Origin of the sequence: Streptomyces sp. NPDC051104 (genome assembly GCF_040682835.1) — a bacterium.
Taxonomy (GTDB): Bacteria; Actinomycetota; Actinomycetes; order Streptomycetales; family Streptomycetaceae; genus Streptomyces; species Streptomyces cynarae.
Genome location: NZ_JBFBBS010000029.1, coordinates 45,228 through 68,989 on the forward strand (window position 1 = coordinate 45,228; position 23,762 = coordinate 68,989).

At 68.0% G+C, this 23,762-nt stretch carries 18 protein-coding genes and 1 pseudogene; 9 read left to right on the forward strand and 10 right to left on the reverse strand.

The genetic code is table 11. From position 1 onward, the window contains the following. Window positions 1–18: 18 nt before the first annotated feature. Window positions 19–264 (forward strand): hypothetical protein, encoded by a 246-nt coding sequence (locus tag AB0N14_RS29495; protein ID WP_366028742.1) that lies wholly within the window; start codon window positions 19–21, stop codon window positions 262–264. 48 nt (window positions 265–312) lie between these two features. Here the strand turns inward: AB0N14_RS29495 and AB0N14_RS29500 are convergent, their stop codons facing one another. Together AB0N14_RS29500 and AB0N14_RS29505 are read right to left on the reverse strand one after the other, a co-directional pair. Next, window positions 313–918, reverse strand: coding sequence for a DUF4328 domain-containing protein (locus AB0N14_RS29500; protein ID WP_366028743.1), 606 nt, complete (start codon window positions 916–918; stop codon window positions 313–315). Window positions 919–1,482: 564 nt separating this feature from the next. Further along, window positions 1,483–4,362 (reverse strand): ricin-type beta-trefoil lectin domain protein, encoded by a 2,880-nt coding sequence (locus AB0N14_RS29505; protein ID WP_366028744.1) that lies wholly within the window; start codon window positions 4,360–4,362, stop codon window positions 1,483–1,485. A gap of 230 nt (window positions 4,363–4,592) precedes the next feature. Between AB0N14_RS29505 and AB0N14_RS29510 the strand changes: the two genes are divergently transcribed. Together AB0N14_RS29510 and AB0N14_RS29515 are read left to right on the forward strand one after the other, a co-directional pair. After that, window positions 4,593–5,471 (forward strand): hypothetical protein, encoded by an 879-nt coding sequence (locus tag AB0N14_RS29510; protein WP_366028745.1) that lies wholly within the window; start codon window positions 4,593–4,595, stop codon window positions 5,469–5,471. Window positions 5,472–5,577: 106 nt separating this feature from the next. Beyond that, window positions 5,578–6,162: a hypothetical protein gene (locus tag AB0N14_RS29515; RefSeq protein WP_366028746.1), complete on the forward strand. Its 585-nt coding sequence runs from the start codon at window positions 5,578–5,580 to the stop codon at window positions 6,160–6,162. Here the strand turns inward: AB0N14_RS29515 and AB0N14_RS29520 are convergent. From AB0N14_RS29520 to AB0N14_RS29545, 6 genes are read right to left on the reverse strand one after another with little or no spacing between them, the layout of a single operon-like run. Continuing rightward, window positions 6,081–7,034, reverse strand: a complete 954-nt coding sequence (locus AB0N14_RS29520; protein ID WP_366028747.1) for a formylglycine-generating enzyme family protein — start codon at window positions 7,032–7,034, stop codon at window positions 6,081–6,083. The two genes, AB0N14_RS29515 and AB0N14_RS29520, sit on opposite strands and share 82 nt — an antisense overlap. Window positions 7,035–7,077: 43 nt before the next feature. Then, window positions 7,078–8,586 carry a sulfatase-like hydrolase/transferase gene (locus AB0N14_RS29525; RefSeq protein ID WP_366028748.1) on the reverse strand — a complete coding sequence of 503 codons (1,509 nt, stop codon included), beginning with the start codon at window positions 8,584–8,586 and terminating at the stop codon, window positions 7,078–7,080. Continuing rightward, on the reverse strand, window positions 8,583–9,584 hold the full coding sequence (locus AB0N14_RS29530) for an aliphatic sulfonate ABC transporter substrate-binding protein (protein ID WP_366028749.1): 1,002 nt from the start codon (window positions 9,582–9,584) through the stop codon (window positions 8,583–8,585). The genes AB0N14_RS29525 and AB0N14_RS29530 overlap by 4 nt, the downstream gene beginning before the upstream one ends. Before the next feature lie 32 nt (window positions 9,585–9,616). After that, window positions 9,617–10,450, reverse strand: a complete 834-nt coding sequence (locus AB0N14_RS29535; protein WP_366028750.1) for an ABC transporter ATP-binding protein — start codon at window positions 10,448–10,450, stop codon at window positions 9,617–9,619. Then, a complete protein-coding gene (locus tag AB0N14_RS29540; protein ID WP_366028751.1) occupies window positions 10,447–11,304 on the reverse strand; it encodes an ABC transporter permease in 858 nt (285 codons plus the stop codon). The genes AB0N14_RS29535 and AB0N14_RS29540 overlap by 4 nt, the downstream gene beginning before the upstream one ends. After that, window positions 11,291–12,556 carry an ROK family transcriptional regulator gene (locus AB0N14_RS29545; protein ID WP_366028752.1) on the reverse strand — a complete coding sequence of 422 codons (1,266 nt, stop codon included), beginning with the start codon at window positions 12,554–12,556 and terminating at the stop codon, window positions 11,291–11,293. The genes AB0N14_RS29540 and AB0N14_RS29545 overlap by 14 nt, the downstream gene beginning before the upstream one ends. A 175-nt stretch (window positions 12,557–12,731) precedes the next feature. Here AB0N14_RS29545 and AB0N14_RS29550 point away from each other — a divergent pair, with 175 nt between their 5' ends. From AB0N14_RS29550 to AB0N14_RS29565, 4 genes and pseudogenes are all read left to right on the forward strand, one after another. After that, window positions 12,732–13,064: a hypothetical protein gene (locus AB0N14_RS29550; protein WP_366028753.1), complete on the forward strand. Its 333-nt coding sequence runs from the start codon at window positions 12,732–12,734 to the stop codon at window positions 13,062–13,064. Further along, a pseudogene (locus AB0N14_RS29555) lies at window positions 13,061–14,373 on the forward strand (family 43 glycosylhydrolase). Before AB0N14_RS29550 ends, AB0N14_RS29555 begins: the two are co-directional and overlap by 4 nt. A gap of 118 nt (window positions 14,374–14,491) precedes the next feature. Beyond that, window positions 14,492–15,985: a sulfatase-like hydrolase/transferase gene (locus AB0N14_RS29560; protein WP_366028754.1), complete on the forward strand. Its 1,494-nt coding sequence runs from the start codon at window positions 14,492–14,494 to the stop codon at window positions 15,983–15,985. After that, entirely contained in the window at window positions 15,982–16,638 is a 657-nt protein-coding gene (locus tag AB0N14_RS29565; protein WP_366028755.1) for an N-acetylmuramoyl-L-alanine amidase, read from the forward strand. The genes AB0N14_RS29560 and AB0N14_RS29565 overlap by 4 nt, the downstream gene beginning before the upstream one ends. Before the next feature lie 318 nt (window positions 16,639–16,956). Here AB0N14_RS29565 and AB0N14_RS29570 read toward each other — a convergent pair whose 3' ends face one another. Continuing rightward, window positions 16,957–18,222 (reverse strand): ROK family transcriptional regulator, encoded by a 1,266-nt coding sequence (locus AB0N14_RS29570; protein ID WP_366028756.1) that lies wholly within the window; start codon window positions 18,220–18,222, stop codon window positions 16,957–16,959. 734 nt (window positions 18,223–18,956) lie between these two features. Here AB0N14_RS29570 and AB0N14_RS29575 point away from each other — a divergent pair. Next, window positions 18,957–20,306 (forward strand): family 43 glycosylhydrolase, encoded by a 1,350-nt coding sequence (locus AB0N14_RS29575; protein ID WP_366028757.1) that lies wholly within the window; start codon window positions 18,957–18,959, stop codon window positions 20,304–20,306. Window positions 20,307–20,475: 169 nt separating this feature from the next. Further along, entirely contained in the window at window positions 20,476–21,753 is a 1,278-nt protein-coding gene (locus tag AB0N14_RS29580; RefSeq protein ID WP_366028758.1) for a hypothetical protein, read from the forward strand. Window positions 21,754–22,132: 379 nt separating this feature from the next. Here AB0N14_RS29580 and AB0N14_RS29585 read toward each other — a convergent pair whose 3' ends face one another. Continuing rightward, window positions 22,133–23,230, reverse strand: a complete 1,098-nt coding sequence (locus tag AB0N14_RS29585) for an IS110 family transposase (RefSeq protein ID WP_366028759.1) — start codon at window positions 23,228–23,230, stop codon at window positions 22,133–22,135. Window positions 23,231–23,762: the final 532 nt, after the last annotated feature.

The window sequence follows — 23,762 nt, forward strand, 5'->3', positions numbered from 1 at the left end:
CCCACAGACGGACCAGTCATGACACAACGTCCAGATATCCTCCAAACGATCTTCACATTCAGCCGACACAACCCCACACAGGCAAAAGCGCAGGTCAACGCCGACACCCGTGACATCAGCCCCGGCGAACCGGCCATCACCTCGCACAAAGGCCTGGTCAGAATGCTGACCAGGCCTTTTGGTTTGTGTCCGAGGGGCGAGTTGACCACCAACGATACGGTCGTGGTAGCGCAAAGGCGGCTCGACCTGCGGAACTCAACTTGATTCCGCAACGGCCTCGTGCCCTGCCTGGGTCGGCCCGGCGTCGCTCCTTCAGGTGTGAGCGAGCGGTTCAACAGGTGCCGCAGCGCGCAGCACAGCACCTTGTAGCCGGGTGAGGTGTTCGATGACGCAGATCGCGAGCACCGCCGCGCCGAGGGTGAGTGTCGCCGCCGCCACGATGAAGGGGATCGCGGTGGCCTGTCCTGCCGTGAGCGCCACCGCGCCCACCACGAGATGCGCGACCCAGACCGCCCACCAACCGTTCACCAAAGCCGCCTTGCTCGCCTTTTGCGACACGTCGGCACTCGCGCGCTCGATGTCCAGGACGAACTGGCGTGGAAACCACCAGTTGAGCACGGGAATGAACCACGCCACGACAGCCCAGACACCGGACGCCCCGACCGTTGCACCGGTGAGAATCTGCGCGTTGCGCCGACAACGCCCCAACCACACGAGGAAGAACACGGCTGCCACTGCCATCACGTAGACGAAGACCATCGACGCAAACCCGGACTCCTTCAGCGACGCATCCGTGGGATGCACGACGTGATCCCTTACGGCCATGGCTCGGTACACGTCCGCCAGGGCCGCCACCGCTATCGCCGCTTGCGCAAAGCCGGCCTGGAGGCGGGGGGACTTGGCCTCAGGGCTTGTCATGGTGGAAATCCTTCTGCTTGCGGTAAGGGCCTCAGCGCGGCCGTCGGAACGAAGCGCGAGGCCTTCCCATAACACACCTGTGCGCGCCACATCTGCGCGACCTAATTCATCTCACGGAACGAAAGAACCTCCCGCTTTCATCGCTTCACCCGTCGACATGTCCCCATTGCGCTTCAAAACTTGGGGGCCATTCCTGTGAAAAATCAAACAGCGCGGGATCGCTCCTTCGCCGTACAGCCTCTCGCCAGGACGGGCGCCCGGACACCACGAAGCTCATCCCTTGGGGATCAATCAGATACGTCGACTCGCTATCGCTCTCCTGGATTCCAGCAAAATCCGAGATACGACAGAACTCAGAAGGAGAGGCTCGACGAACTCGGAGAGAGTTGTACGTCGGTCGAATAAGCATAAATTCGACATGCCCGAAGTACACCTCCACGCGAGTCGTCGTGTCGTCCAGTCGAGACGGATCACTTCGAATAATTAGTTGACGGTGTGAAGGGTCATAGCTCCACACCTGAAAGACTCGGCCCGATCGGGCAAATTCAGACATCCCACTCCCTCCTACCAGCCGGGATCATCCAACTCAACACGCTCTCCACTCCAGTACCACTCGATCGAAGACCAATCCCGGTTGCCCAGGATAACCGCGCGAGCCACTACGCCGAGCTCCCAAGCCGTTTGGTTCCCCGACTGTTGCGCCTTCGTCCAGTCGGCGCCAGCAAGTGCCCGACCGCGCGGCAAGGTCCCGTCAAACGCCTCCTGCGCGGACCCGAACTCATCGCCGTTCTCATCGAGCAGGCCGTCAAGATTGAACGTGATCCGTACCCGCGGATTGTTCGCGGCGTCGGGAACCGCATTCATCCAATTCGGCCTTCCATTGACGTCGCTCACATCTCCCCATGGCTTCTTGCCATTGAGCGTGAAGCGGCTCCCGCCATCGTCTGCATTGAGTGACTCAGCGAGATTGTCTGAGATCCGATGCGCGCCATTCACGCCGAGAACGAGGTGATCTCCATCTTCGATCTTCGACCCGCAGACGTTATGGACGAGAATTGGCGTGTGCCCGGCAATGACGTAGTACGTATGGACATCGGCGACGGTGAGGTTGTAGCGCGTCGCCGTGCCCCGGGTCGCGCGGACGGCGACGATACGGACCGTGTGGCCGTCCTTGGTAACGAGGGCGTCGTGCGCCGCAAGCTTTCCCGCGGGCACCCACGCATGAGCGGTCTGGTCCCAGAAAGGGTGCGCCGACGTGCTGTGCAGGGTCGCCGTGCGACCGTCGACGCGCACGATCACGTCGACCAGATCGTCGTCGCGATGTGCCAACGTCGCCGTCACAGTGTGCGGCCCGTCGTACTTGCCCGTCACTGGGTCGGCGGCCTCGACCTTGTCACCATCCTTGATCTTGCCAATAGGCTTGGTCCCACCTCCCTTCATGAGGACCTTGGTATCGGGCGAGAAACTGCACGTCTTGGTACCTGCTTCACCGGTGGCGGGCCCGCTGGGCCGGGCCGCCTCGGCGTCCGCTTCCTTGGCCCGTTCCTGCGCGTTGGCGCGCTTCGCCGCGACGATGTCGGCCTCGTCGGCGGCAGCTTCATTCACAGCGTCGCTACCCGCGCTGGCTGTGGCGGCCGCGTCACCCTCGGCCGCGCCGTCGAGCGCACCTTCTGCATCGCCTGTCGCGGCGCCCTCGGCGGCTCCTGCGCCGCTTCCCTCTAGGCCTCCGCCCGAGATGACGCCGCCGGCCACGTCGCAGGCCTGATCGTGGCCCGCGCCGCCCCCGCCGATCCAGAACTCGCACTTGGCGACATCCCACAAGGGCTTGAGGACGACCTTGACGACGACCTTGACGACGATCTTCGCGGGATCGTGCTTGTAGTTGACCGACGGTCCACATTCTCCAAATCGGCCACAGGCGTAGGAGTTTCCCGGGGAGCTGGAGGTCGAACCACTGCTCGATTGGCCGCTGTTGCTCTCTGCGTCGCCGCTGGAGGTGTCGGTGCTACCGCCAGAGTTCTTCGTCTCGTCGATGGTGCCGCCGTTGGCCGTGCAGTTCAGGTAGTAGGCGCAGTTGTCCGGCTTGAGGCCCGTCGGGTCGCTGCCCGATGCCGGGTTGTCGCTGGCGTAGGCGTAGCCGCCCATCTGGTTGGGGTCGACCGCTTCGAAGACCGGGTCGGGGGTGAGGAAGCGCCCGAGGGTGGGGTCGTAGTTGCGGGCGCCGAGGAGGTCCAGCCCCGTGGTGGCGTCAGTGGGTTTGCTCAGGAAGCCGTGGTTCTCGTCAGCGGCCACCCAGGTGGTGGGTTCGGTGCCGCGGGGGTTGCCGTAGGGGTCGTAGTAGCGGCGGGTGACCGCGAGCGAGCTCGCGTCGATCGCGGTGGTGGCGGTGCCCTGGAGGTTGGCGACCTGGTAGCTGACCGTGCCGGTGCTGGAGCGAGTGACCGTGGTGCCGTCGGGGCCGGAGTAGTAGCGCAGACCCGTCCAGGTCTTGGCGGAGACGTTCAGCGTGATCTGTTCGGTGCCGCCGAACAGATACAGGATGCGCGTCTTGTCGGTGCCGCCGGTGCTGCTGGTCTGCTCCAGCAGGTTGCCGTCGGCGTCGTAGAGGTACTTGCTCGTGTTGTTGGTGGTGCCCGAAGGGGTGGTGACGGTCGCGGTGCGGCCTTCGGCGTCGTAGCTGAACGTCTGCGTCTGGCCGGCGGGGATCTTGGTGCCGGAGTCGACCGGCTTCCAGGTCTGGGCCGTGGTTCCGTTGCAGGTCCAGATCTGCAACTGGGTGCCGAGCGTGGTGGAGCTGGACGGGTCGTCCAGGCACTTGCCGGACTGGGGGTTGACCAGCGAGCCGCCTGCCGCGGCCTTCCACTGCTGGGCACCGGTGCCGTTGCAGGTGTACAGGTCGATCTTGGTGCCGTTGGCGGTGCCGCTGCTGGTGACGTCCAGGCACTTGCCGCCGATACCGCGGACGGTGCCGTCCGTGCCTACCGTCCAGTTCTGGGCGCTGGTGCCGTTGCAGGTGTAGATCTGGATCTTGTTGCCGTCGGTGGTGGACGAGGTGGCGTCATCGACGCACAGCTTCTTGCCGGTGCTGGTGGTCAGCGCCGAGATGAGCGGACTGGTGGTGGAGACCTTCCGGCTCATGGTGTTGCCGGCGTTCTTGTTCGGCGTGTAGCCGGTGTCCGTGTAGCTGGGGGTCCAGGTCGCGGTGCCGTTGGTCGGGTTGCTGCTGGTGGTGGTGCCGGCCTGGTTGGGCAGCGTGGCGATGGTGGTGGCGTCTGTGCCGGTGTAGGCGGTGGCCTGGGCTGTGTCGTTGAGGGCGTTGCCCGTGGTGTCGTGGTCGACCATGCCGGTGCGGTCGCCGAGCAGGTCGTAGGTGTAGGTCTGCCAGTACGGCGCCGGGCCGCCGACGGTCGTGGTCGTGATCGGTGCCGCGGTGGTGGTCTGCACGGAGGCACTGTTGCAGCCGCCGACGGCTCCGACCGGGGCGCTGGAGGAGTCGGTGATGCCTGCCGTGTCCGTCCAGGCGGCGGTCAGGCGCTGGAAGGAGTCATAGGTGAAGCACTGGGTGTCGTGGGTGGTGTTGTTCTGCAGGTCGTCGATCGCGGTGATCTCGCCGGCCTGGTTGTAGCGGTAGTTACACCCTGGCCAAGGGCTACCGGACCTCGTCCACCCGCTACGTGGGCGGCGCCTCCGGGGCGGCGTACACCGAGGCGGTCACCGGCTACAACACCGCCTACCAGCCGACCGGCAGCACGCTCACCATCCCGGCAGGCGACGGCTTCGCCGCAGCCGGGCAGTCCACTGCGCCCACCAGCGGTACCGTCACCTACACCCAGTCATCCTTTTACACTCCGACGGTCGGACTGCTGTCCACGCTCCGCTACCAGGCCGACGGCAACCTGCCCGCCGAGGATGTCGGCTACGGCTACACCCAGCAGGGCAATCTGGACGGCATCGGCGGCTTCATCACCGCGGCGAACACGCCCGACTACCTCGACACCGCCGTCCACGACCCCTTCGGCCGCGTCCTGCAGGCCAACTACGGTCCGACCGGCAAGGAACTGGCGACCTTCGCCCAGTACGACGCCACCACGGGCCGAGTGACCCAGACGTCCAGCATGCTGCAGACGTCCGCCACCGCCCTGGACGTCACCAGTTTTATGCATCAGGGCTGGTCAGGTACCCACACATCAAGCAGAAGAGCCAAAAAACGGGCAGTGGAGCGTCACCCTGACAAGCGCCGGCCGGCACTACCTGGCACACGGCACGTACCCTTCCCGCGGATCACGCCCGCGGGAGACCCAAGCCACCGCTCCACAACCCCGGTCCACCCGAGCGCAGGAAAAGTCGGCCACCCAGCGGAAGCCAAGTTCTCCATCACAGCCTCGCGTAACGTTCACGGAGCAGCTAATACAAGAACTCGCGGAGGCCGGCGGCAGGATCGTCAAGATCGGCAGCGGTCCCGACTTGGAGAAGTGGCCGTCCCGCGTCGCCGCCGCACGCAGATCCGGAAGGATTCCGGAGACGAAGGATCTGTACGGAAGCTGGTGCCGTGACGGGTACGAGATCAAGCTCGTCGACATCCCCGCCTGGCGTCTTGCCGTCCTCGACCCCTTCCCCGTGCCCTCGCGCCTCACCCGGCCGCACACCGTTATCCGGGCCATGCAGAACGAACGCCAGCCGCTCGGCCTGACCAAGGCCGTCCAAGGACGCGCTCTCCGACTCATCCAGGCACTGATCACCGCCGCCGAGGCCGACGGACACACCTGCTCGGCCGGCCAAACCGGCTTCGCACCCCCACCGCATCGCCGCCGCAGGGCACATCCCCACTTCACCATCACCGCACAGGGCCAGACCGTAGGGTTTCTCGTCCTCCAGGAACAGGACCGGACCGAGCACGTCGCCACCGAGAAGGAACTCGCCGACGCCAAGAAGCACTCCTGGGTCAGGATCCCCCGCTTCGACTACACCCCGTCCGAACGCCTCCGCATCATCCTCAGCGGCGGCCAGCCACACCGGGCAAGCGAATGGGCCGACGCTCCCCGCCACCCCCTCGAAGAGCAGCTCGCCGAGACCGCACAGGAGGTCACCCTCCGCGGCGAAGCCGCCGAACGCAGACGCCAGGACGAGGCCGAAGCGGCACGCCAGAAGCGTTCATCAGTCTTCTATGCGTCGTTGGCGCACCGGAAGCCAAGGTTCCCGGCAGATGAGTCCGGTGTGTTCGAGGAACGGGCGGCCACTCGGTAGCGGTTGCAGTACGAGTCGTGGCAGAGATAGGAGCCTCCGCGCAGCACGCGCGTCGTGCCCGCCTCGGGGCCGTGCGGGTCGTCGACCGGTGCCTGTGCGTAATACGTGGGCGAGAACCAGTCGGCGCACCACTCCCATACATTGCCCGCGGTGTTCCACAACCCGTAGCCGTTGGGCCGGTAGGACCTGACCGGTGCGGTGGTCAGATAGCCGTCCTCGGCGGTGTTGTGGTCGGGAAACCGGCCCTGCCAGATGTTGCAGCGCCAGCGGCCGTCCGGGGCGAGCTCATCGCCCCAGGCGTAGCGTCGGCCCGCCAGACCGCCGCGGGCGGCGAATTCCCACTCGGCCTCCGTGGGCAGCCGCTTACCCGCCCACTGGGCGTATGCCGTCGCATCGTTGAAGGAGACGTGGACGACCGGGTGGTTGCGGCGGTCCGCGATGCCGGAGCGCGGCCCGTCCGGGCAGCGCCAGTGCGCGCCTCGCACGTTGATCCACCACGGGGTACCGGCGGCTCTGCCGAGCAGATCGGCCGGTGCCGCGTCGACGGCGAGGTGGAAGACGGCGGAAGAGCCGTAGCGCTCGGCGTCGGTCACGTGCCCGGTGGCCTTGACGAACGCGGCGAACTGGGCGTTGGTGACCGCTGTCTCGTCGATGTGGAAGGGCTTCAGACGCACCTGGTGGACGGGACCCTCCCCATCGGCGGGATACCCCTCCCCGAAGGCGTCCCCCATCGCGAATTCGCCGCCGGGTAGGCGGACTTGTCCCTTGGTGGACCGCAGCCGGACAGCCTGCGCCGATGGCTCGACCCGGGTCGGCACGGCGCTGACAGTCGTGGCGCTCGGCGTACAACAGGGGCGGTGGTCGCTGGTCATCCTCGGTCCTCGTTCTGCGGCTCCCGTCCGACGGGCCGGCCGGCTACGGCTGGTAGGTGGACTCGTCGAGCCCGCTGAGCGTCGGGTCGTGCCCCACCTCACCGATGTCGTACATCGACGTCATCCAGTGATAGAAGTTGTCGCCGCGCTCGCGCAGCACGTCGTAGAGCCGGCGCATCATCCGGCTGCGGACCTCGGCCCGTTCCGGGTGCTCGTAGACGTTCTGCAGTTCGTCCGGATCGGTGTGCAGGTCGTACAGCTCGTTCACCGAGTCCGGGTTGACCACCAGCTTGTAGCGGTCCTCGCGCAGCATCCGCTGTGGATACGGGAAGTGGTGGCCGTGGAACTCGCAGACGATGTCCTCGTCCCACTCCGGGTCCTCGCCGCGCACCAGCGGCAGCAGACTGCGCGAGTCGACCGCCGGCTTCGGGTCGATGCCCGCGAGCTCCAGGATGGTCGCCGTGCAGTCGAGCAGGCTCACGAACTCCGAGCGCACCATCCCGGCGGGCGCGCCCGGGACCCGCAGCAGCCCGGGGGTGCGGTAGATGTCCTCATACATCGCGGGGCCCTTGTCGTGCAGCCGGTGGGAGCCCGTGAATTCGCCGTGGTCGCAGGTGAAGAACACCGCCGTGTCATCGGCCAGGCCGAGCCGCTGCACCGCGTCCATGACGCGGCCGATCTGCCGGTCGATCAGCGCGACATAGCCCCAGTAGACGGCGATGAGCTTGCGGGTCGTCTCGATCGGCATGGTGTCGAAGGTCCAGTGCGCGCTGTAGTTGCGCTGCACCGGTGGCTTGCCTTGGAAAGTCTCGGAAACGGACCGGGGCAGTTCGACGTCCGCCGGGTCCACGAGGTCGAAGTATTCGTCGGGAAGGATGTACGGCAGATGCGGCCCGTAGAAGTGCAGGGCGAGGAAGAAGGGCTGCTCGCGCTCGCGGTGGTCCGCCGCGTACTTCTCGAGGTGCTCGATGGTCCGTGTGGCGAGGTAGTGCTCGAAGGTGGCCTCGACGGGCTGATGCAGCCGGGCGGCCAGCAGATTGCCGGGGCCGCCGTTGGGCAGGGTGCCTCGGATGCGGTCGCTGATCTCGTACGGGGGGAGCCCTCGCTCATCGAGATAGGCGAGGTAGTCGGGGTTGTCCACCGGGTTGTGCCAGCCGGGCAGTTCGGGCCCGTCGAAGCCGTAGTCGGCGGCGGTGCGCCGGTTGCCGGCGTGCCACTTGCCGATGAGGCCGGTGTTGTAGCCCTCTGCGCGCAGGGCCCTCGCGAAGGTGAACTGGCCCTCGGGGAGGTCCTCGAGATAACCGACGTTGCGCTCGTGGTTCGCGAGGACCCGGTGGCGGAACGGCGCCTGGCCGGTGAGCAGGCTCGCGCGGGCGGGGGTGCAGATGGCGGTGGGGGTGTACCAGCGGTCGAACCGGGTTCCGGTGGCGGCGAGTTCATCGAGAACCGGCGTGTGCGCCAAGGCGTTTCCGTACGAGCCGAGTGTGTCCACGCGATGCTGATCGGTCATCAGGAAGAGGATGTTCTTCCGGTCGCTGCGGGACTCGCTCACTTGCCGGCCTCCATGAAGAGGTCGCCGGTGTAGTACGACTTCGGGTCGACGGGCTGCTTGAGTTTGCCCGCCTGGACGAAGTAGTCGTTCATGCCCTTGAGCCACTTGTCGACGGTGCCGGCCTTGGTCAGGGCATCGAGCTCGTCGACGCTGAGCAGCTTGTTGTTGGCGGCGTCGGCCTTCACCTGGTCCACGGGGATCTTCAGCTTGGCGGCGGTGAGTTGGATGGCTTCGTCGGTGTGCTCGGCGCGGAAGTCGATGGCCTCGCGCAGCACGGCGAGGACCTTCTTGACCTTGTCAGGCTGTTCCTTGACCAGCTTGTTGCCGGCCACGAAGGCGGTGGGGAAGGAGACCTCGTCCTTGAAGTCGCTGTTCTTGGCGAGCTCGACGAGGCCGGGGACCTGCTTCTTGATGGTGGCCGCCGCCGGGTACCAGAAGCCCGCCGCGTCGACCTTCTTGGAGGAGACCGCGGCCACGATCGTCGACGGGTCCATGGGGACGACCTTGATGTCGCTCTTGGTCATCCCCGCCTTCTTCAGGGCGAGCGTGAGAATCATGTCGCCGGAGGTGCCCTCGGGTACGGCGACGGTCTTCCCCTTGAGCTCCTGCACGGAGTTGATGCCGGGCTGGGCGATGACCCGGTCGGAGTCGCCGAGCGTGTTGAGGGCGATCACCTTGGCCTTGCCGGAGGCTGGCAGCCACATGGCGCCCGGGCCTATGTAGCCGAAGTCGAGGTTGTCGGTGCCCAGTGCCTGGATCTGGAGCGGGCCGTTGGTGAAGACCTTGCTGTCGGCCTCCAGGCCGTGCTTCTTCCACAGTCCCTTGGCGTCTGCGATGGCGATCAGGCTGGCGCCGTTGAAGTCGCCGATGTAGCCGAAGCGCACCGTGTCGCCGCCTCCGCCGCCGGCCGAACCGCTGCCGCAGGCTGCGAGGAGGGCCATCGTCGCAATGCCTGCGGCGGTGGCGAAGAGGTGTCTGCGGGTGAGGGTGGGTGCCATGACATCCGTTCCTTTTCAGATCAGGTGGTGGCTCAGCGGGTGGCGGTGAGGGCGGCGGTCGCGCCGTCCTGGTGGTACACCGAGTGCCATACGCGATTGCGCAGTTGGGCGAACTCGGCGCTGAGGCGGAAGTCCTCGTCGCGTTCGACCGCGGGGACGTCGATGACGTCGTAGATCCGTCCGGGGCGGGATGCCATGACGATCACGCGATTGGCCAGGAAGACGGCCTCGTCGACGTCGTGGGTGATGAACAGGACGGTGCGTTTGTCCTGGCTCCAGGTGTCGAGGAGCTGTTCCTGCAGCTTGACGCGGGTGAGTGCGTCCAGGGCTCCGAAGGGTTCGTCCATCAGCAGGATCGAGGGGCCTACGGCGTAGGCACGGGCGATGGCGCAGCGCTGGCGCATGCCGCCGGACAGCGTCTTGGGCAGGGCGTCGGCGAAACGCTCAAGACCCACCAGCTTGATGAAGTGCTCGGCGCGCCTTCGGCGTTCGTCCTTCGCCATGCCCATGGTGCGCAGCCCGAACTCGACGTTCTGGCGCACGGTGAGCCAGGGGAAGAGCGCGTACTGCTGGAAGATGACCCCGCGTTCGGGGCCGGGTCCGCTGACCTCTTCGCCATCCACGAGTGCCTGGCCCTCGGTCGGGGTCTCCAGGCCGGCGAGGATGTTCATCAGGGTGCTCTTGCCGCAGCCTGAGGGGCCGACGACGGTGACGAACTCGTTGTCCGCGATGTCGAGCGAGACGTCGTCGAGCGCGGTGAAGGTCTCGCGGCCCAGGGCAAAGGTCTTGGTGACTCCGCGGACGGAGATCTTCGCGGGCTTGGACTCTGTGGCGGCCTTCGCGGTCGCGGCCGGCTTGCTGGTCATCGGCGTTCCTGCCATCCGGTGAGCTTGCGTTCGGCGAGGAGCAGGACCCGGTCCATGAGCAGGCCGAGGATCCCGATCGAGATGAGCCCGACGAAGATGGTCGGGAGGTCGTAATAGAGCTGGGCGTTCTGCATGCGGTAGCCGAGCCCCTGCTGGGCGGCGATCAGCTCCGCGGCCACGAGCGTGGCCCAGGCGGAGCCGAGCCCGACCCGCATGCCGACGAGGATGAACGGCGTGGAGGCCGGCACCACGACCCGGGCGAAGATCCTGCCGTCCTTGGCGCCGAGCACCCGTGCCGCGTCGATCAGCGTGCGGTCGACGTTCACCACACCCTGGAAGGTGGAGATCACACAGGCCAGGAACGCGGCGAGGAAGATCACGAAGATCTTGGGTGTCTCGTCGATGCCCATGACCACGATGGCCAGCGGGATGATCGCGAGCGGCGGGATCGTACGGAAGAACTGGATCCAGGGCTCGATGAGCGCACGGGCAGTGGCGTACCAGCCCATCAGGAAGCCGACGGGTATCGCCACCGCGGTACCGAGCACGAAGCCGATCACCACTCGTGTCAGAGAAGCGAGTACGTCGTCGGCAAGCGTGCCGTCGCTGATCAGCGCGCCGGCCCGGGAGACGACCTCCGGTGGGGTCGGGAGCTTGAATCCGGTGGCGGCCAGGGCCCACCACAGGGCGATTCCGAGCACCACGGACAGAGCGTTGAGCAGAAGTGCTCGCCTCTGATTGCGCTTACCGGACGGCGTCCTGGCGGACTTGGCTGCTGCGCCCGACGGTGCCTCGGGCGTCTTGTCGGGCAGGGCATCCATGGGACTGGCACCCTGCTGGTCAAGCACGTGCATGGGCGGTTCTTTCTGTGATGGAGTCGGGTGCATCCGTACGGCCCTTCACATCAGCGGTTTCGGGGTACTTGGCGAGCAGCGGGGAGCTGTGGAAGACCGCCGCGAGCGCACCGAGCGCTCCGTCCTCGTCCGAGAGATGGGCGGCCTCGACCACAGGTCCGGCCGACGCGGTGGGAAAGAGTTCGGCGGCGAGGGTGGCGGCGACCTGTTCCACGATCACCGGGGCGAGCCTGGTGATCTCCCCGCCGATGACGACCTTCGCCGGGTTCAGCGCCATCGTGGCGGCGCCGACGACCCGGCCGAGCGCCGCCGCGGCCTCGCGCAGCACCCTGTCCACCACGGGATGAGCGCGGGACACCGCGGCCGCAAGGGCGCCCAGGTCTTCCAGGGGAAGGCCGAACTCCCAGCATTTGGCAAGGATTCCGGGCACCGAGACGACGGTCTCCAGACAGCCGCGTTTGCCGCACCGGCAAGGTCGGCCTGCCGGTTCGACGGTGACATGCCCCAATTCGCCCGCCAGTCCTCCGGATCCGGTGACCAGCTGACCGCCGACGACCAGGCCGCCGCCGACACCGTCCGAGAGGCGTACGTACACCAGGTCGGCGACGCTCGTCGCGCCGCTGATCGCCTCGGCGAGTGCGGCGAGGCGGGTGTTGTTGTCGACGATCACGGGTGCGTCGAACCGTTCGGCGAAGGCGGCGTCGACGCCTTCGGGTGCCGGGCGCAGCACGGTGGCGCCGGCCGAGGCACGCGGCCAGGGCGCGCCCTGGGGCGCCGGGTAAGGGCCGGGGACGCCGATGCCGATGCCCTGCAGCGCACCGTAGTGGACGGCCGCCTCGGCGCTCAGCCGGTCGAGCAGGGCGAGCGCGAGCTCCAGGCGTACGGGCCAGGAGGCCGAGTCCTCGTAGCGTACGGAGCCCGAGACCATGATCTCGTGGGAGGCGTCGGCGACCGCCACATGGACCCGTCGGTGCCCGAAGTCGACCCCCATGAACTGCGCGGACGCCGGGTCGAGTGCGAGGCGTTCGGCCGGGCGGCCGCTGCCCGAGCGCCGAACGGCGTCGGTGTCGACGACGACGATGGCGCCGCGCTGCAGCAGGCTTCCGGCGATGTCGGACAGCGTGGTGCGGGACAGGCCCACGATCCGGGCTATCTCTCCCCGGCTCAGGGCGCCGTTCTCCTGCAGGGCGCGCAGGACGCAGTCCTCATGGGTCCGTCTGACCAGGGCGTGCACTCCGGTGGGCATCTGCATGCCGGTCAACGTAAGGAGGCTCGATTATTCCGTCAACCATCCGACAGAATTATCCGACGGTAGACCGCAGATCCAGTACAGGCGCGGCCCGCACCGCAGTGGCGTGGCTCATGTCATCCGGATTATTCATCCGGAGTGTTGACGTAAAAGAGCGGACCTTCCCATGCTGTGCCGCATGCCTGAAAGTGACGGCTCCCCGATACGAACCGGCCGACGGCACGAGGCACTCGTGCTCGAACTGCTGCACCGACACGGTCCGCTCAGCAGAGGCGGACTCCAGAACCTCAGCGGCCTGTCCAGAACGACCGTGTACGACGCGGTCGCCAAGCTCGTGGTCGACGGCACTGTGGTGATCGACGGCGCCCCGCTGGCTTGGCGCAGGCGCGGCCGCCCCGTGGAGCTGTTGACCGTCAGCACCAGGGCGACGACGGCGGTGCGCAGCGCGCCCGCCGCCGAGTCCGGCAGAGCCGATGGCACGGACGACGACAAAGGAGATCGTGCACGATGACTTCGCACGCCCTGCCGAGAAGGTCGCTGCTGGCCGGAGCGGCCGGCCTCGCGGCCACGGCCGCGCTGCCAGTCACCGCCGGCCCGGCCCGCGCCGCCGCGCCGCGGCACTTCCCGGCGAACTGGCCGGACCCGGTGCCCTACGGCCTCGCCGACGACCGCCTGGACCTCTGGCCGCGCGACGACAACTCCTTCATCCTGCCGCTCGAGTTGCGCCCGCGCGACGAGGAACTCGGGCGGGTCTGGATACGCGACTTCTACGTCAACTGTTTCCGGGTCGACGGTCGCCGCCCGCTCTACGTCGCCACCGGCACCACCCGGGTGCCCGGCCTCGACACCGCCGGCCCCTGGAACGACGGCATCTTCATGTGGACGTCCACCTCCCTGCGCGGCCCCTGGCGTCTGGCCGACACCACCGGCATCCGGCCGGGCGCCGAGAAGGGCAAGGTCTGGTCGCCCGAGTTCGTCGACGAGAACGGGCCCGGGCGCACGGTCGTAGCCCCGTGGCAGGAGTACTGGTACGACGACCTGTTCGGCAAGCGCGGCAACGTCTGGGCGCCGGAGGTGCACTACTTCCGCGACACCTGGTACATCGTCGCCTGTATGGGCGACCGCGCTCACAAGGTCGGCTCGTTCCTGCTGGTGAGCGACGGGGCGTCGAGGGTCCGTACCGGCTCGCCGAGGGCAACCTCGACAAGCCGTTCGGCGATCCGCTGCCCGACGCGCCGTACATCGATCACGGAGCACGCTACCACATCGACGGCAGCATGTTCACCGAGGGCGACAACGCCTGGCTGGTGCTGCACAACAACGTGTACGCCCCGTTCCGGGACGACATGGAGGACATCGTCCCGACGACTGACAGTGAGGCGTTCCAGCAGCAGCCCTACAGCCCCGAGCCATACCTGGAGGGCGCCTACGTCTTCAAGCACGGCGGCAAGTACTTCCTGGTGCAGGCCGCGTGGGACCGCACCTCGACGGCCGCCGACGGCAGCATCCGCCATGCCTACAGCGGCGGCGGGACGCAGTACCAGTACGACGCGGTCGTCGCCGTCGCCGACCGCCTGGAGGGCCCGTACTCCCGGCGCTGGACCGCGGCTGTGGGCGGCGGCCACGACAGCGTCTTCGCGGACGAGGGCGGTCACCTGTGGGCGACCTTCTTCCGCAACCCGAGCTTCGGCTACTGGGCCGACCCGACGCGCATCGGCGACGCCGCGGTGCCCGGCGTCGTCCGCCTGGAGTGGACCGGCCCGCGGGGCAACCGCCTCTACGTCCAGCGGCAGAGCCGAGGCCAGGCCATCGGCAGGTGAAGGCCCAGGACGACGCGATCCCCCCGTGCGAGGCGTCGACGGACGCCGCGCACGGTCGGGCTGACCCGCCTCCCCGCTCCATTGTCCCGAACGCGTTGTCCCACTGGAAGGGAACACTGTGACCTGCCCGACCGCTCCGAACATCGTCTTCTGCATGTCCGATCGGGTCCGCGCCGACTTCACCAAAGGCGTGGGCTTCGAACTCGACACGATGCCCTTTCTCGACTCCCTGGCCGCCCAGGGCACCCGCTTCCGCCGCGCGTACACCACGGCTCCGGCCTGCGTCCCGGCTCGCACCAGCCTGCTGACCGGCAGATGGCCCAGCACCCACCGCGTCCGGCAGAACTCCAACACCGACGCGACGCAGGTGTCACGCGGCGACGACCTGGTCGATGTCCTGCGCGGCGCCGGCTACCAGCTGTTCTACGCGGGCAAGACGCATATGTACCGGGACAATCCGGCGGAGTACGACGCCTTCTCCGAGTACGGGCACACGAAGGCGCCGGACAACACCACCGAGCAGCGGGCCTCCACCGCCTATCTGAACTCCGTTGACATGGGCCCTACGACGGCGCCCACGCCGTTCCCGGCGCAGCAGCAGTACCCGTACCGGATCGTCTCCGACGCCATCCAGCAGATCGACGCCCGGGACCCCGACAAGCCGTTCTTCGCCTTCGTCTCCACCCCCGAGCCGCACAACCCGTACCAGGTGTCGGAGCCGTACTACTCGATGTTCTCCGAGGACGAGATCCCCGAGCGGTTCACCGGCCCGGCGGACGCGGAGGCCAAGGGCGGCGCCTACAAGTGGCTGCGCGACCTGGTGGAGGAGAAGCGCCCTGGCTACGACGGCCTCTGGCGCCGCTACCGTGCCACCTACTGCGGCATGCTCCGCCTCATCGACGACCAGTGGCACCGGCTCGTCGATCACCTCAAGGAGCAGGGGCTGTACGAGAACACCCTGCTGATCTTCCTCGCCGACCACGGCGACTACACCGCCGAGTACGGCCTGCAGCGCAAGGGCGCCGGCATCCCCGAGGTCCTGGCGAAGGTGCCCTTGATCGTGCACGGCTGCGGCATCAAAGTGCAGGACAACAAGACGGACTTCGTCTCGATCGCCGATATCCTGCCCACGGTGTGCGAGGCGATCGGCCGCCCCGTCCCGCTGGGCGTCCAGGGCCGCAGCCTGTGGCAGATGCTCACCGGCTCCGACTACCCTGCCGCGGAGTTCGCCGACATCGTCACCGAGCGCGGCTTCGGCGGCCTGCCCTACCCCGCCGACGCCCGGCCGCCGCTTCACTTCCCCTACGAGGGCAGCAGGTACGACGAGCTGAACACCGTGACGCAGAGTGGTTCGTCGCGGATGCTCCGGCACGACCACTGGAAGCTCTACGAGCATGTCGGCGACGTGGGTGAGCTCTACGACCTCGACAAGGATCCGATGGAGCTGCACAACCGCTGGGACGATCCGAGCCTGCGCAAGGTCAAGGCCGATCTCATGCAGCGGCTGCAGCGATGGGCGGTCCGGCTCACCGACGACCTCCCCAAGGGCGTCTACGAGCCCAGGCTCGCCCAGCACAACTGGTACCGGACCTCGGAGGACGACGGAGCATGACCGGACCGAACCACCCCAGCGACGGCAACCGGCAGACCGACCCGTCGCGCCGTACGGTCCTGCGCGGTGCGGCTGCCGTGACCCTGGCCACGGCAGTCACGTCCGCGGCTGCCACCGGGACCGCTTCCGCGGCCGGCGGCTCGTCCGCCGCGGTCGTCGACCACCCAGGCGCGCAGTGGCTGCCCGCCGCCCGCACCAATTTCCGCACCGCGCAGCGTCCTCACAGCCATCCGATCGACTACGTGCTCATCCACGTGACGCAGGAGCGCTTCGACGACGGCGTCGCCGTCTTCCAGAAGCCCGGCCGGAAGACCTCGGCCCACTACGTGGTCCGTTCGGCGGACGGCCGCATCGCGCAGTGCGTGAGGGAGAGGGACATCGCCTGGCACGCCGGTCACCCCGACTACGACGACCGCAGCATCGGCATCACCCACGAGGGCTGGGTCAACTCCGCCCGCTGGTTCACCGAGGAGATGTACGCCGCGTCCGCGGCACTCACCGCGGCCGTGTGCGCCCGCTACGCCATTCCCGTCGACCGCACCCACATCCTGGGCCACCACCAGGTGCCCGGGACCACCCACACCGACCCTGGGGCCAACTGGGACTGGGAGCACTATCTCGAACTGGTGCGCCAGGTGAAAACCGCGAGCTGAGCATGTTCAGTGGGCGGTGGAAGGTACCGCGGCGCGGCCTTCCTGGTGATGGAGGGAGTGCCACACCCGGTTATACAGCGCCGCGAACCAGGAGCTGAGGCGGAACTCCTCCCCGGCGCACACTGGCGCGGATGTCTCCGGCGAGCGTCCCGTTGCCGATCAGTGTCCCAGCCCGGACGACGACCTGCGGTGGCGTCGGCAGCCTGAAGCCCGCGCCAGCCCAGCCGGCACCCACCACAGCCCGATGCCCAGCAGGACGGACACGGCGTTCAGGGCCGGGAGCAGCCCGCGGCGGGCCGCCGGTCGGCGCCCTGCTTGTCAAGAACGGACATGGGCGGCTCTTCCTGGGGTCGGGGCGGATCCATCGAAACGGTCCTTCACGTCGGCGGTTTCGGGGTACTTCGCCAGAAGGGGGGAGTTGTGGAAGACGGCTGCGAGCGCGCCGAGGGCGCCGTCATCGTCCGAGAGCCGCGCGGCCTCGACGACGGGACCGGCCGCCGCGATCGGGAAGAGTTCGCCGACGAGAGTGGCGGCCACCTGATCCACCATCACGGGTGACAACCGGGCGATCTCTCCGCCGATGACCACCTTCGCCGGGTTCAGGGTCATCGTCGCGGCTCCCAGGACCCGTCCCAGCGCCGCGGCCGCCTCCCGCAGCACGCGTTCCGCGACGGGGTGCCGGCGGGACACGGCCTCCGCCAGGGCCTCGGGGCCGTCCAGGCGCAGACCGAACTCCCAGCAGGTGGCGAGGATGCCTGGCGTCGAGGCCACGGTCTCCACACATCCGCGCTTGCCGCACCGGCACGGACGGCCCACCGGTTCGACGGTCACATGCCCGAGTTCGCCCGCCAGCCCGGTGGAGCCGGTGACCAGCTGGCCGCCGATGACGAGCCCGCCGCCCACACCGTCGGCCAGGCGCACGTACAGCAGATCGGCGACGCTGTCGGCGCCGGTGATCGCCTCGGCGAGAGCGGCCAGTCGGGTGTTGTTGTCGACGATCACGGGCGCGTCGAAGCGTTCGGCGAAGGCCGCGTCGACCCCGTCCGGAGCCGGTCGCAGAATCGTCGCGCCCGGGGTGGCGCGGGGCCAGGCGCCCTCTTCAGGCGCCGGGTAGGGACCCGGGACGCCGATGCCGATGCCCTGAAGTGCCCCGTAGCGGACGCCGGCTTGGGAGCCCAGCCGGTCGACGAGTGCCAGGGCGAGTTCGGTGCGCGTCTGCCAGGACGCCGTGTCGTCGTAGCGGACCGACCCCGAGACCATGATCTCGTGCGAAGCGTCGGCGACAGCGACGTGGACCCGCCGGTGCCCAAAGTCGACGCCCATGAACTGCGCCGACGCGGGGTCGAGCGCGAGGCGCTCGGCCGGCCGTCCGCTGCCCCCTCGGCGTGTGGCGTCCTTGTCCAGGACGACGATGGCCCCTCGCTGAAGGAGGTTGCCGGTGATCTCGGAGAGGGTCGTGCGGGACAGGCCGACGAGCCGGGCGATCTCGCCGCGGCTCATGGCACCGTTCGCTTGGAGTGCGCGCAGCACGCGGTCTTCATGGGTCCGCCTCACCAGGGCGTGCGCTCCTGCGGGCTTCTGCATACAGGTCAAGGTAGGAAGGCCGAGATATTTCGTCAACACCTCGGCAAAAGTAAGGGGCAAAATCTTCACACGCTGCAGTGCGGCCCGCCCGTCCGCCCGGCGGAGGAGGCCCCACGATTCCGGTTCCGGCAATGCCGTGAACAGCGGCAAACGTTCGCCACATGCGTCTTTGAAGCGCCCGGGTGGACCGTGGTCAGCGCCTCCACACCCCCGCCTGATCTCTGCCGGGCCGACGGTGAACGTGCGCCATTGTGTCCGGCTTGTCCGGGGAGGTCGCGCGCGTTATGCAATCTTGACGTAGCAGGCGGGAAGCTCGCACACCTCTCTGACGTGCAAAAACACCCTATCGGATGGGCTGCGGCGGGGAGGGGGTCGTCCGGATTATTTATCCGGTCTGTTGACGTAATGAGGCGGTCGTTTGAATGCTGTGCGGCATGCCAACCAGGGCCTCCCTCCGATACGTAGTGGATCGGAGCACGAGGTGCTGCTGCTGGAACTGCCGGGCCGGCACGGCCCGCTCAGCCGGAGCGGGTTCCGGGAGCTCACCGGATTCTCCCGGACGACCCTGTACGACACCGTCGCGAAGCTCGTCGACGACGGCGCCGTGGTCGTCAGCAGGTCCGGATGCACACGTCGCGGCCGGGGCCGGCCGGCAGAAGAACCGACCCTCGACCCAGGGACGGCAGGGGTGATCGGGTCGGCCGGCATCCCGCACAACGAAGGAGATGTGACTGATGACCGGCTTTGACAAGGACGGAATGCGCAGGCGGTCCCTACTGGCCAGTGCGATCGGGCTGGGAGCCGCCGCCGCCCTGCCGATGAGCGCCGCCCACGCGGTGTCCGATCCGGCAGCGGCGGGGTCTATGCGGCGCTACCCGCCGAACTGGCCCGACCTTCAGCCGTACGGCACCGCCGATACCCGGGTGGACCTGTGGCCCCGTGACGACAACTCCTTCATCCTTCCGCTCGAACTGCGCCCCCGTGACAAGGACCGCGGAGTGGTGTGGATGCGGGACTTCTACGTCAACTGCTTCCAGGACCACGGCAGCGGTGCCCCCGTCTACGTCGCCACCGGCACCACCCGCGCGCCCGGGCTCAGCATCGCCGCCCCCTGGAACGACGGCATCTTCCTGTGGGTCGCGCACTCCCTCACGGGACCGTGGCGGCTGATCGACACGACCGGGATCCGGCCCGGCGCCGAGAAGGGCAAGGTGTGGTCGCCCGAGTTCGTCGACGAGAACACGACCGGTCGGACCGTCGTCGCACCCTGGCAGGAATACTGGTACGACGACATGTTCGGCAAGCGCGGCGAGGTCTGGGCGCCGGAGGTGCACCGCTTCAACGGGAAGTGGTACATCGTGGCCTGCATGGGCGACCACTCCCAGAAGGTCGGCTCGTTCATGCTCGTGAGCGAGGGCGGGCTGGAGGGCCCGTACCGGCTGATCGAGGGCAACGTCGACAAGCCCTTCGGTGACTCCTTCATCGGGGGACCGAACTTCATCAAGCCGGGCGCGTACTTCCACATCGACGGAAGCTTCTTCTCCGAGGACGACAACGCCTGGCTCGTACTGCACAACGACCTGTACGCCAAGTTCCGGCCGGACATGGAGGACATCCTCACGCCGACGAACCTCCCACTGTTCACGCAGACGCCCTACACGCCCGATCCGTACCGCGAGGGCGTGTACGTCTTCAAGCACGGAGGCAAGTACTTCCTCTCCCAGGCCATCTGGGACCGGCAGTGGACCGGCGCCGACGGCACCACGCAGTCCGCCTACAACAAGGTGGCGGGCACGAAGCAGTACCAGTACGACTCGGTGCTCGCCGTCGCGGACCACTTCGAGGGCCCGTACTCCGAGCGCTGGACCGCCGGTGTGGGGCTGGGTCACAACAACTTCTTCGTGGATCACGACGGAGAGCTGTGGTCGACCTTCTTCCGCAACCCGAACCAGGGCTACTGGGCTGACCCGTCACGGATCGCCCAGGGGGCCGTCCCCGGCGTCGTCCGGATGGAATGGACGGGCCCGGCGGGCAACCGCGTCTACGTCAAGCGCCGGAACCTCGGGCAGACGATGAAGGGCTGACCGTCCACGCGGCGGCCGGTGGCGCGGGGGGGGCGCGGCACCCACGCCGTCACCGGCCCGTCATCGCGCGCTGCCCTTGAGGCAAGTCTCGTGGTCCTGCCAGCCGTTGCCCCCCGGGATCCGAGGGCTGTTTTCGCTGATGAAACCTAACGGAAGGGCAGGCGATCACATGCAGGGAAGTGGTACGGAATCCGGTGGTGGGCCGCAGCGCAAGTCGACGTCCCGGCGCGGGTTGCTCGGCCTGGCCACAGGCGCTGCTCTCGCGGCGGCCGGGTTGGCGGCCCGCAGCGCGGACGGCGGGCGCGACGCGGTGACCGCGGCCGACGCCGGCAGTTCCTTCGGCGCGGTGCCGGCCGGTGCGGTCGTGAGCCAGGTGACCGCGCCCCCCGCCTCGGGCGTCCTGGGCGCCAACTACAACGAGTCCTTGGACATGATCGACTACGCGGAGCTGGGCGCTGTCTCCGCCACCTGGATGCGTGGCTTCTACCTGATGTCCGACGCCGACTCGGGGGATCCGGCGACGCAGACGGGGATGGCAACGTTGCTGCAGGCGTCGTCCGGCGGCTACGGCACGGTGCTCTCCACGAAGTTCCAGTACCACGACACTACGCTTCCAGCGCCGGGTACCGCGGCCATGGACACCGCCCTGACCCGGCTCGACAAGGTCCTGGCGGCGGTGCTCGGGAAGGTCGACATCGTCACCATCGGCAACGAGCCGTTCTACGAGACCAGTCAGGCGGACCGTACGGCCTCCGCCATCAACGACTTCTACGAGGCGCTGGCCCAGCACGCCATCCAGTACCGGAGCACGTACTTCGGCACGACCTGCAAGACCGTCTTCTACATGGGGGCGCTCAACGGCCTCGAGGACCCTGCCAACCAGGACGCGCAGACCGACCGCTGGATGACCTTCGTGGCCGGCAACGCCGATATCGCCGGTACGGACATCCACCCGCATGTGGCGGGCATCGACGCGGCGCAGAAGTACCTCGACTACATCCTGCCCTACCTCCGCGCGGACCAGACGTTCCTGGCCACCGAGTTCTCCCTGATCCAGCTCTGGAAGCAGCACATGAGCGACCCGGTGGACCCCTCGTTCGCGAGTGCCTACGGCATTCCGGCGGGCACGTTGGTGTGGCAGGTCATCCACGATGCCGCCAACAACCCCTTCACGGAGCAGAAGTGGAACGACTTCCTGCTCTCCAACACGTGGTTCGCCAACCACTCGGCCTTCATCACGAACTGGATGGCGCGCATGCGCAACACCGGTAAGCTCGCCGTGTCCAGCTACGGCATCACCGAGGGCGCGCCGATCCCCAACTTCGGTGCGAGCAGTGCCCCTTGGGTGCTCAACAGCATCTTCTGCCCCTACGTCTGCCAGATCGGGACGGGCGGCCTGCCCGGCCGCGACCGCACCTGGGCCTCCTCCTTCCGAGCCGCGCAGTAGGACCACCGGGCGGCTTCCTGGTCCTCGGCCCGTCACCCGATCGGGGAAGGGCACCTGCGGGCGACGTGACGGTCTTCGCCCGCAGCGTTCGAGGACGTCCCGGTCGATCGAGCCGTCGGCGGGCCTGCCGGATGACCGGTTGGCCGGGTGAGTGGCCGCGGCGGTCACGGTGTGGCGCCATACGTTCGTGCGGCGGGTCGACTGCTCGCGCAGGCGCTCCGGCACCGCTCCTGGGGAAAGGCGCGGGCGTTGGCCTCGGCAGGCCAGGTGACCGGCCCGCGTGGGCCGATAGGCCACCGGCCACGACGAACCCCGCAAAAGCCCCGTCGGGATGGTTGCCGACGGGGCTCCGCCGTATCACTCGCTATCACAGACGCCCCTATAACAGGGGGACGCTGGATACCGTCCTGACCAGGTTGAAGACCTCTCGGGCGGCATATCGCTTGAGGCATCGGATGATCTCGCGTCGGGTCTTGCCCTCCTGGGTGCGGCGTTCGTAGTACGCCCGGGTGCGCGGGTCGTGGCGCAGGCGGGTGAACACGATGCGGTGCAGGGCAGCGTTCGCCTGACGGTCGCCGCCGTAGTTGAGCCGACGCGTGCACCTCCAGCCCGAGGAGTACTCGATGGGGCTGACTCCGCAAAGGGCAGCAAAGGACGCCTCAGTGTTCAGCCGCTCGGGATTGTCCCCCATGGTGATCAAGAGAGTGACGGCGCTGTCCGGACCGATGCCCACCGGTACGAGTAGCTGTGGGGCGTGGCGTTCGACGAGCCGGGTCAGGCGCCGGTTCAGCTCATCTATCTGCCCGGTGAGCTGCTCGATGCGCTCGGCGAGCATGCGCAACGTCAGGTGGGCGGCCTGTGCCACCGCGTCCTCGCCTCCCCCACCGCCGGGTGGGCCGAGGCGTGCGCAGGTGCGGAACAGCTCGGCATTGCCCAGGCTGGACAGCTGTTCCCGCAGGGCGGCATCAGCGATTACCAGGACGGCCTTGAGCTGGTTGATCGCCTGAGTACGGGCCTTGACCGCGGAGTCCTTGGCAAGCTTGAACAACCGGGCGCTGTGCACCGGACCGTCGCCGGACTTGGCCCGGGCCTGAGCGCGACCACTGAGCACGGCCCGCGCGACAGCCTGCGCATCGAGCGGGTCCGACTTCCCCAGCAGACGGCGGGCCGACCGGTCGGGCCGGTTCACCTCGTACACCTGGACCCGCTGAGCCAGCAGGTAACGGGACAAGCCCGCCCCGAAGGTGCCAGTGCCCTCCACACCCGCCCGGCGCACCGTCCCCCGCTTACGGGCCCACACGAGCAGCTGCCGATAGCCGGCCGCCGTCGCCGGGAAGGACTCGGTCCCCAAGACCTTCCCGAGCGGGGAGACCACGGCGGCGACATGCACCTCGCCGTGCGTGTCCACGCCCAGGACGACCTCGCGCCGAACGGGTGGATCCGTGTTGGAGGAGGTGCTGCGCTCTCTGGTCGTCATGGTGGTTTGCCTCTCCGCGCGTGACGTGCTGGTGGATGGCACCGGCCCTGAAGGCCCCTATAGGGACACGCCCTGTGGCTCGGTGGCAGGCAGCGTCCCGCAACGGCAGTCGACAGGTCAGTGACTGGACACGTCGGTCACAGATCTCATGAGTCAGACCCCCGTCCGGGACGGCACTGTGCAACCGTCCCACTGCTTCCGTACAACCGTCTGACCCGACCACAGCAGGATGGCTTCGTCCGAACCGGCGCTCAACCTGGCCTGGACGGGCTGACAACGAGCTGACTCTTCGCCCACTGGTGACCGGAATTGACGGACAGCCTTGTGGCCCGCCTTGCCAGCGGTCCTTCGTCGACCATGGCCCGAACCGACTTCGTCCTGCTGTTCCGTGACGACCTCCAAGACGACATCGTCGCCCTGGCCACCTGGTGCACGGTCAAGACCCGTGGAGCCCTGAAGGCGCTGTACCGGCACCTGGCAGCCGACCGTTCACCGGTCACCTACGCGATCGAGCTCGCCGACATGATGCGGA

Excerpts from the sequence above, each read along its gene's own strand:
- AB0N14_RS29495 (WP_366028742.1), top strand. The coding sequence starts at position 19 with ATGACACAACGTCCAGATATCCTCCAAACGATCTTCACATTCAGCCGA.
- AB0N14_RS29500 (WP_366028743.1), bottom strand. The coding sequence starts at position 918 with ATGACAAGCCCTGAGGCCAAGTCCCCCCGCCTCCAGGCCGGCTTTGCG.
- AB0N14_RS29515 (WP_366028746.1), top strand. The coding sequence starts at position 5,578 with ATGCAGAACGAACGCCAGCCGCTCGGCCTGACCAAGGCCGTCCAAGGA.
- AB0N14_RS29520 (WP_366028747.1), bottom strand. The coding sequence starts at position 7,034 with ATGACCAGCGACCACCGCCCCTGTTGTACGCCGAGCGCCACGACTGTC.
- AB0N14_RS29530 (WP_366028749.1), bottom strand. The coding sequence starts at position 9,584 with ATGGCACCCACCCTCACCCGCAGACACCTCTTCGCCACCGCCGCAGGC.
- AB0N14_RS29535 (WP_366028750.1), bottom strand. The coding sequence starts at position 10,450 with ATGACCAGCAAGCCGGCCGCGACCGCGAAGGCCGCCACAGAGTCCAAG.
- AB0N14_RS29540 (WP_366028751.1), bottom strand. The coding sequence starts at position 11,304 with ATGCACGTGCTTGACCAGCAGGGTGCCAGTCCCATGGATGCCCTGCCC.
- AB0N14_RS29545 (WP_366028752.1), bottom strand. The coding sequence starts at position 12,556 with ATGCAGATGCCCACCGGAGTGCACGCCCTGGTCAGACGGACCCATGAG.
- AB0N14_RS29550 (WP_366028753.1), top strand. The coding sequence starts at position 12,732 with ATGCCTGAAAGTGACGGCTCCCCGATACGAACCGGCCGACGGCACGAG.
- AB0N14_RS29565 (WP_366028755.1), top strand. The coding sequence starts at position 15,982 with ATGACCGGACCGAACCACCCCAGCGACGGCAACCGGCAGACCGACCCG.
- AB0N14_RS29570 (WP_366028756.1), bottom strand. The coding sequence starts at position 18,222 with ATGCAGAAGCCCGCAGGAGCGCACGCCCTGGTGAGGCGGACCCATGAA.
- AB0N14_RS29575 (WP_366028757.1), top strand. The coding sequence starts at position 18,957 with ATGACCGGCTTTGACAAGGACGGAATGCGCAGGCGGTCCCTACTGGCC.
- AB0N14_RS29580 (WP_366028758.1), top strand. The coding sequence starts at position 20,476 with ATGCAGGGAAGTGGTACGGAATCCGGTGGTGGGCCGCAGCGCAAGTCG.
- AB0N14_RS29585 (WP_366028759.1), bottom strand. The coding sequence starts at position 23,230 with ATGACGACCAGAGAGCGCAGCACCTCCTCCAACACGGATCCACCCGTT.